At 42.2% G+C, this 8,706-nt stretch carries 9 protein-coding genes; 1 reads left to right on the top strand and 8 read right to left on the bottom strand.

The window, feature by feature from the left end; genetic code table 11:
• On the top strand, positions 1-254 hold a 254-nt coding region (locus ACP45E_RS19665; RefSeq protein ID WP_198927768.1), incomplete at its 5' end, for a BCCT family transporter.
• A gap of 135 nt (positions 255-389) precedes the next feature.
• On the opposite strand, the gene ACP45E_RS19660 is transcribed toward ACP45E_RS19665, so the two are convergent.
• The 8 genes from ACP45E_RS19660 to ACP45E_RS19625 form a co-directional block, all read right to left on the bottom strand.
• Positions 390-1,106, bottom strand: coding sequence for a 3'-5' exonuclease (locus ACP45E_RS19660; protein WP_017035332.1), 717 nt, complete (start codon positions 1,104-1,106; stop codon positions 390-392).
• 9 nt (positions 1,107-1,115) lie between these two features.
• Entirely contained in the window at positions 1,116-3,005 is a 1,890-nt protein-coding gene (locus tag ACP45E_RS19655; RefSeq protein WP_017038912.1) for a putative nucleotidyltransferase substrate binding domain-containing protein, read from the bottom strand.
• A gap of 225 nt (positions 3,006-3,230) precedes the next feature.
• Positions 3,231-4,334, bottom strand: a complete 1,104-nt coding sequence (locus ACP45E_RS19650; RefSeq protein ID WP_017038913.1) for a phosphoribosylaminoimidazolesuccinocarboxamide synthase — start codon at positions 4,332-4,334, stop codon at positions 3,231-3,233.
• A 224-nt stretch (positions 4,335-4,558) separates the two neighbouring features.
• Positions 4,559-4,948 (bottom strand): SulA-like leucine-rich domain-containing protein, encoded by a 390-nt coding sequence (locus ACP45E_RS19645; RefSeq protein ID WP_017035335.1) that lies wholly within the window; start codon positions 4,946-4,948, stop codon positions 4,559-4,561.
• Between the two features lie 238 nt (positions 4,949-5,186).
• Entirely contained in the window at positions 5,187-5,369 is a 183-nt protein-coding gene (locus ACP45E_RS19640) for a hypothetical protein (protein WP_017035336.1), read from the bottom strand.
• Between the two features lie 183 nt (positions 5,370-5,552).
• Positions 5,553-6,566: a J domain-containing protein gene (locus tag ACP45E_RS19635; RefSeq protein ID WP_241824353.1), complete on the bottom strand. Its 1,014-nt coding sequence runs from the start codon at positions 6,564-6,566 to the stop codon at positions 5,553-5,555.
• Positions 6,567-6,706: 140 nt separating this feature from the next.
• The gene (locus ACP45E_RS19630) at positions 6,707-7,390 is read right to left on the bottom strand and encodes a DUF2786 domain-containing protein (protein WP_026026758.1); all 684 of its coding nucleotides are present in this window, start codon (positions 7,388-7,390) and stop codon (positions 6,707-6,709) included.
• Positions 7,391-7,691: 301 nt separating this feature from the next.
• Positions 7,692-8,375, bottom strand: a complete 684-nt coding sequence (locus tag ACP45E_RS19625; protein WP_017038915.1) for a DUF3334 family protein — start codon at positions 8,373-8,375, stop codon at positions 7,692-7,694.
• Positions 8,376-8,706: the final 331 nt, after the last annotated feature.

Genomic DNA, 8,706 nt, shown 5'->3' with positions numbered 1-8,706 from the left:
TTACGTCTTCAGACTCCGGTTCATTGGTTATCGACAGTATTACTTCAGGCGGAAAAATAGACGCACCGGTACTACAACGTGTCTTTTGGGCCTTTATGGAAGGGGCAATTGCAGTCGCATTACTCTGGATCGGTGGTACTCAAGCGATTGAAGCGCTTCAAGCCGGAGCCATTTCAACCGCATTACCATTTGTATTTATATTGCTTCTGATGTGTGTAAGTCTATTAATGGGTATGCGCACAGAAAAGCGTTAATCGACAAGCATTAAGATCATCGCGCACACTTTAAAAACTCTAGCCATGCCGCTAGAGTTTTTTTATCTGAACATGTTGCGAGAGAATGGTTAACTGAATACGAGAGTATTCTTAATTGGAATCGCAGGGTAAAGCTTAGATCCAAAAATCTCGTACAGGCTGATTAGGATCGTAGTGGTATGAAATTTGTGCTTGTAGCAGCTCGGCTGTAGCGATGGCATCAGTAAGGGCATGATGCGGAGTGTAAGTGGGCAAGTGGTAACGAATACGACTTTGCCCCAGCCTGACAGATTGTGGTTTTTTCCCTTTGAGTCTGTTCCAGAACCCTCCGGCCCATTGCGCTTGGATGCGACTTTCTATTTGCATGGTATCGACAACTGGGAACTCAATTCCCTCCTCAAACCGAGCACGTAGCGCTCGATCTAAAAACTCTCGTTCAATACGATGATAATGAACAACCAGAATACGGCCAGAAAGGCACTCTAAGATTTCTTCAATAACCTCGGTTAAATCTGGTGCGTCGATGATGTCACTGTGGGTTATTCCATGGATCACCACAGATTCTTCGCTCAACTGTTTTCTTGGTCTGACGGTCCAGTGTCGGGCTCTATTCAGATAGATTCGATTGAGAGTGAACGGAACGACTCCCACGGTAATGATATCGTCTTTTTTTGGATCTAACCCGGTGGTTTCAAAATCAACGGCTAGAAATTCGATTTCACCAATGGGAGTGGTCGCATCAGGAATAGACTGTTGATAAAAATGAGTCAGGACAGGGTGCTTTGCCATAGCAAGATGCTTCTTAAATTTTAAAGCCCAATCTACGGCTGGTTTGCGTATAAAACTATTCATACCAGGGTCCTATTTGAAACTGCTGCTAGCTTGGTAACGGAATTTCAAAAAGTTTTGTGCGTTACTCAAAATCTGAAAGGCGTCTTTTAAATTACGGCGCTCAAAATCGGACAAGTTTTCTGGCTCGATATTGTTATCGGGTTCAATTTCATTTTCTACGTCAATGGCTTGGTGACGAATACGTACCATGGAAATGAATTCCATTGCATCCCTAAGATCCTGTGCACGACCTTTAGGGAGAATACCCGCATCAATAATATCGTCCAATCGCTCAAAAGAGTTGGTTGAACGTGAACCCACTGCCAGGGCATGAACGCGAATGAGATCGGCAAGTGGCGCCGTACCTCGGCGTTTCAAGTTAATGGAGTTGTTATGGCGTCCATCTTTTTCCATAACGAAATCTTTAAAAAAGCCAAGTGGTGGCGTTCGGTTGAGTGCATTTCGAGCAAGACACGCGAGAAAGCGATTGTTCTTCTTTGCGCGCCGAACGATAAAGCTGTTCAGTTGTTCTGCCCATTTCAAGCGCCCATAAACACCATCAAGATCGAAAAATATCGAGGAATTAAGCAACGCCTTTGGGTTGGGGTCATCAATCCAATCAGAGAAGCACTCTTCCCATTCTCGTCGTGTCATTCGCCAGTCGGGATTGGTTGCCATAATATCGCCAGTGCACAGAGTGTAGCCACACATAGCAAGGCCATCACAAACAAACCGAGCGAACTTCTCAAAGTAAGCGTTGTGCTTTTCAGGGATGTAGCTGTCATCAAGGATAATGGCGTTATCTTGATCAGTGACGATAAGCTGCTCGTCTCGGCCCATTGAACCGAGTGCTAAAAAGCAATATTGAATCGGTGCAGGGCCTAGCTCTTGCTCAGCAAGCTCAATGATGCGCTGTTTGAAACTACGACCGATAACAGACATTGCTGTCCCGACCATATGAGAATTGGCATCTTCGTTGACCAGGCGCACAAAGCTATCTTTCACTTGCTCAGAAATTTGGACGAGCTCTTCGATGGTTTGCTGCTGGAAAATACTGCTGACGAGAAGAAGAGAGTTTTGAGACTCATACCGAACGATATCGGTAGCTTCGATTATCCCAATGGGTTGGCGATCTTTTAGTACGGGTAGATGGTGAACATTGTATCGCAGCATGGTCAGCATGGCTTCATAGACGTAGGCGTTGTGATCAAGAGAGATCACTTCCGTGGTCATTACGCTTGCAACGTCACCATTTGCGTCTAATCCCTCAGCGATCACTCGAGTACAGAGGTCTCTATCGGTAATGATTCCCAGAACGGGGCTGTCATCGCTATCATCATTATCGAGCTTGTTTTGATCGATAATAAGTAGCGAAGAGACATTTTCTTCAGCCATTTTAATGGCCGCTTGCTGAATGGTTTCGGTTCCGGCAATAAAAAGTACGTCTCGCGTGAGTAGAGTCCGCACCTTACAGGTCGTTAAGTCATTATCATCTTCGGTACTGGAAACGGTTTGCCTAAGACGGGCGTTATCTTCTACTTCCACAAAATCAGCGAATGAATCGTGGTTGTCATACAATTCTTGGAAAATCGCCTCCGGGAGACAATAGAGTAGAGTGTCTTCAATAGCCTTGGCAGGAAAGCGTACTTTATTATTGGTTAATAATCCCATTTGACCGAAAACAGCGCCCTCATCGATGCGATTATAGAGTTCCCCTTTACGACGATAGACTTCAACGATACCGCTACGCACGATATACAAGTCATTGATGTTATCGCCAAAGTGAATGATGGGAGTATCTTTACGAAAGTAGGAAATTTCGACATGTTTGGTGACGTGTTCCAGCACTTCTGGAGGGAGATCATCAAATGGAGGGCGTTGAGAAAGAAAGTTTTGAATTTCGAGAAGTTCAGCTTCCATTATTGAATCCGTTGAGTCATTTTCCCGATAGTATACCATTTTGTATCGGTGTGTATGTGATTGGCACAATCAGTAGGCTATCAACTAGGATTTGTAGAAAAACGCCAGCAAGTAATAATGGCTGGCGTTTTTTGTAGAGGCTTTAATCATTGATGAGCTGCTCGTGCTTTTGATGCTTAGCTTTTAGCACAGGGTAGTGTCTCAGTAACCTCATCAATAAATGGCCTAATCTATAAGGCCGTAATCGCTGCGCAGCACATCGATAATTTCTTGCTTAGGGTTTTGGCTGAGATGCACAGGTTTACCCGTAATCTTTTCTGCAATGCTGATATAAGTTCTAGAGATATCCATGAGAGCTTCATTTGGCAATGCGTTATCACGAGCCAATGCTTCTCTTTCTGGCATGCGTTCTTTGTTAAGAAGAATATCAGGATCTGGAAAGTGACCTAAAAGGAATTGGCGGAAACCTTCTTTCGAATTTTCGACGATATTGCCTGCTTGATATTCTTTGGTATCCCAAATACGAGAAGAATCCGGCGTGCCCACTTCATCCATATAGATAAGCTTTTCATTACCCGCTGAATCGGTGACATAGCCAAACTCAAATTTAGTATCGACAAACGTCTGATCAACATCGGCCAACGCTTTACTGATAACCGAAAAGCCATCTTTAAGCAGGGATTCGTATCGAGCTATATCGTCTGAGGTGGAGAAGTTGAAAGCAGCAAAGTTATCTTCGATGTTCTTGCGAGAAATATTGACATCATCCGCCTCAGGGACTCCCGGAATACCCTTCAGGATTCCTTTTGTTGAAGGAGTAATAAGAAGCTCAGGTAGAACTTTATCTTTTTCTAAGCCTTCAGGAAGCTCAATACCACAGAATTCACGTTCACCTTTCTCGTAAGCACGCCACATTGAGCCCGTGATGTAATTTCTACAGATGGCTTCAATCATGACGGGTTTTGCTTTTTGCACAATCCAAACAAACGGATGCGGGATATCCAATATATGACTGTCTGCGAGATTATTCTTCTTAAACAAATCAAACCAATGGTTAGATATCGCGTTAAGAGCAGCCCCTTTTCCTGGTACACCTTTAAGACCACCTTCAGCATGCCAAATACAATCAAAGGCAGATATACGGTCACTGATAACCATGATAGCTAACGGTGCATCAGGAGCGACATCGTACCCTTTTTCTTGAATTAGACGCTGGCTATCTTCATCGGTCAGCCAGTAAACAGAACGAACTTTGCCACTGTGGACAGGCTTGTTAGTGCGAATGGGTAAATCGTCATTGACGGCTAAAACTTGATCAGCAAGGCTCATTAGACATTCCTATTTTTTAAACGTCAGATTGAGAAGGAACCCAAGACTACAAACAGTAGGGCTTAGGCTGTGAATATGCCCCGCATCATACCAGAACTTTTTATCATCGACACTTAAAAAGCAAACGTTTGCTTAAAATCTATCGTATATCGATACAGCGAGAAAAAATAAAAAAGCGCCTCGAAAATGAGGCGCTAAAAGAGTGCGAAAATTCGTTGAACTTACTAGTGATACTTTTGGCCTCTGCCTTCAACGAAAAATACTTCACAGTCATGGAGCGACGCTAACGATTTGAGTAAGGCTTGGTTAACGTGATCAATATTATTTGAAGCGACAACAGCACTGGCGTTGCCAGACTTAATGGCTTTTGTCACTGTTTCTAGTTCTGTCATCGATTGAGATGCTTTCATATGAATAATTTTATTGCAGCTGATTTTCGATGAAGAAAACTGTTCAAAATCAGGACGGGGGCATTCTGACGTAAATAGAATCCATTGCTGGCTGCTTGATAAACCGGATAACCGACCCATGATTGAATCGTCGATCGTCATCGGAGCTGTTGGCTGAGCAAGAGTGTTGTACTTCGAGTGCTGATTAGGTTGTATTTGCAACATATCCCTGTCCTTTTATACATGCTGTATACCTATACAGTAGTTTTATTTTGAGTAAGGATCAAGTACAAATTGCTTCAATTATGAACAAAATGTGATTTAGATTGGGTGCTGAGATTGTTTTGTAAGCGGTAGAGGTCGGTTTTAAAGGGCAGAAATTAAAAAAGTCACGTTAAGTGACTTTTTAGTGCAAGCTATTGGTTGGTAGTGAAAGAGTGAGTATAAAAGAAGAAGGGGCAGTCTAATATTGTGCGCAGTGCTGCTCTTGGTGCTGACGTTCCGCAATGTTGAATTCGCGTACATCCAATGAAGCAAGGTCATAACAGTCTTCACATGAATTGTTAGACTTTCCATCAATATAATTAAGTTTGGTAAGAGCGCTTGGTTTTTTACACCAGTCACAAGTACCTTCTGAGCTGAACATTATTTTCTCCTTCTAAAGTGAAGTTCACTTTCAATTTTCTTCGGACATTATGACATATAAAAGGAAGTGAGGTTAATTGTTTGTTACATGCTTGAGAGGGGGATCGCTTGCGTGACGTGCTTTTTCTTGTGTTTCCTCAAAATGCGACACTCAAATGTAACATTTTATTAACCTGGTGGGGCGTTACTTAATGTGTGCCAGGATAATTTTAAGCGCATTATTTAATCGCTTCATTTCATCATCCGTTCCGCTCAAGTCTGGATGATAGAGTTTGGACAGTTGCTTGTAACGAACTTTGATCGTTTTTTGATCGGGTAGTTTTGTCGAAGTGAATCCAAACATCGCGCATGCAGTGTTCAGTTTCTGGTCGTTGGCATTTTTAGGTGATGCTTGTTGTAATTTTTTAACGTGTCTGTAAATCGTCTCGATCTGTTTTTTTTGCTGCTTGATGATCAGTGCTTGAGCTTGGTTTGATTCAATCAGCCGCCGCTTTTGGTCATTCTCTGCTTTAGTTGCTTTAGTTGCGTGATCTGATTTAACTCGGCGACGTCTTTTATATAAGAAGGTGATGAGGGAAGCAGCAACGATGATTAAAATGATCAGAACGTAAGTTGGGTTGGTTTGATGGTTTATCGCTGGCATCTGATCTGAGGTGTGGTTTACATCCGTTTGCTGAGGCTCGAAGGCGATATCGAGTTGGTCGAGAGAAGAAACTTGTTGAGCTTTCCGTTGGTTGAATTTAGCTTCTAAGACTCTGCTGTATCCTTCAACTGCGAGCTCACTATTGGGTTGTGCCAGCAAATACCAAATCTCGGCCATATCGAGGTTTTCTACTTGGTCTGTTGTTTGTTCATAAATGGTCGCGAGTGCTAGCTGAGCATCGACATTACCTGTCGTAGAAAGCTTAGTAAGCCAAAATATTGCCTGGGTTAAATTTTGCTCGGTTCCAATACCTTTAAGGTAGTACGTAGCTAATGAAAAATGCGCTTGCGTATGGTTATTGGAGGCAGCTTGTTGGTACCAGTATAAAGCTTGTTCAAGATCTGTTTCAGAGGTGGAATTGGCATACAGGTTTGCGAGTTGAAATTGAGCCGAGGCATCATTTGATTCCGCTCTCGGCGTAAGATCAGCTATCGGGTCGCCAAAACAAAGGCTCGGTAACAATAATAAAGAGAGAAGCCACTTCAAGATAAGCACATTCCGTTGTGATTTAATAAGGTCGGCCCTAAAAACAAACATAGCCATCATTGCTGAGTATAAGATTAGATGGCTTTATCTGCCGAACAATACCACTAATTATCAAGCACAGGCGGAAAGAAATTGACACTGGGCGTGATTTATTTCAATTGTTTTGGCGCCTGTGCACCATCAATCGGTCGATTAACCGAGACCTTACGGCCTTTCTTAAGCCCTACCTCATAGTCTGCAGTGAGGTTCTTCATCGCTTCTTTTAGCTGTTGTTTGAAGGTTTCTCTATCAATATTTTCGAATTCTTTGTCTATGTAGTTATTGATTTTATTATTGGATTCATCATCTGGAGTGATGGTCGGTAACTTCTCTAACGCGCCTTCAACCCAACCGGAAACGAATGAATTAACTCGACGAGTCACTTCAAGTGATGAAGTGCCGCTGCCCGAAAAACTATTTCTGAACTGTCCGGTATGTTCGTTCATTTCTCGATAAATAATGTCAAACGCAAATGCGGCAAAGATGGCACGATCAGCTTCGCCAATAAATTCCGCACGTTTAAGGCCTTTATGGTTTAGCAACACAGCCTCAACGCCAAACTTGGTGTTGATACCTCTAATAACGCGCAATAATGTCGAACTAATATTTGCAGGTAATAAGTGCGATGATTGTGTTTTACCCATTTTAATGAACTCAATATCGTCTTTATCAAGACCATACTTGAGCATCAAACTGTGCGCCATTTTGATGGCATTGGCGGCTTCGTTAACGTTGGCTGAGTTACCCAGTTCCAAGCACTTAGCTATTTTCTTTAGAGCTTTCTGTTTATTCATCGATATTTTAAGGCAGATGCGATTTTTGCAAAGTCTGACATAATACCTTTTTATAGCTATAAACTGAATCGCTGTGATAAAAATACCCGTTAGATTAAAAGAATCCGGCGATTTGAGGGTAAAAGAAGGGGGAAGAAAAACCAGAATAGATGCATGGAATCGATAGGACGTATTTAAACCGATTCTACTGATTCAACGTTCAAATAAAAACTCCCTCTATTCGGCCTAGTCAAAAAGAGGGAGTAGGTAAGGTTTTGATAACGGTTACTTGGTTACTGCCAGTTAATCATAATCAGTACGGTTAGATGCCTAGCTCATCGAGCAAATCATTGGCCATAGAGTCTTCAACTGGGCTTACCTTCTCCTTTTTTGCAGCCATGTTGTTCTGAGTGGCTTCTAGAATTGAATCTGGGCATTCATCTTCGGCAACTTCGAACTCTTCCAATTGAATAAATTCCGTTTTATCCATAGCGAGTTCCAGGTAGAAGATATTGTTGTTAGCGGTAGAAAACGTGACTCGTCTCGCTTGAGGTCGGTCAAGGTTTGTATCTACTGACAAGTTCACTTGCTTGTTCAATGCCAACATTTTTGGCTGATTTTGAGTGATGTTGGTTTGTAGTTCTTTGCGAATTTTATTCGTGAAGTCACCAACCAATTGGTTCATAAGCTCCCCAAGTACATCACCCACTTCGTCTGAAGTGTGCAATACCGCAAGCTCTTCTGCTGGCATGCCCATGTTACGCATATAGTTTGTATAGATTTCAAGCGCAGCCTTAGCGGTAAAGTTAATAACAACCAATCCCGAGAAACCACCATCGAACAGAACAAAACACCCAAAGTCAGGTTTTAAGCTTGTCTTATTAATTTTTTGAACCATCGCTGAGTAGGAAATCTTGGAATCAGTCGCAGAGGTGAGTACCCCAGACACTGACTGGCACAATTTTAGAAGGATATCCTCAGTGGTTACCGTTTTGTTTTTTTTCATTATTTAATCACTCTAAGTCAAAGCTATTTGCTGAATGCGTTGTTCATTTTTAAGCTTACGTTTTAAAAAAGAAAGCATTAGTTGTATTTTTTGGTTGAGAATCTGTTTTGATCACGTTTTCAAATGTTGTAAAGTGACCAGATTCTAAAAAATTAATAAATACAATTACCCATAGCTGATTGGATCAGCGCTTTAGGGGCAGGAAGCACATGTTACCAAGACTGCAATTTCAATCTGATGTCGACCCAGTCGTACACAGTTACTTACAAGAACTTCATCAGGCTGGCTTTAGTGGAGACATAGAGTCTCAATACGCCAGTCGTTTGGCGGT

Source organism: Vibrio genomosp. F10 str. 9ZD137 (assembly GCF_049974785.1).
Classification (GTDB): domain Bacteria; phylum Pseudomonadota; class Gammaproteobacteria; order Enterobacterales; family Vibrionaceae; genus Vibrio.
The sequence above is the reverse complement of the archived record's forward strand: the minus strand, read 5'-3'. Positions and strand labels throughout refer to the sequence as shown.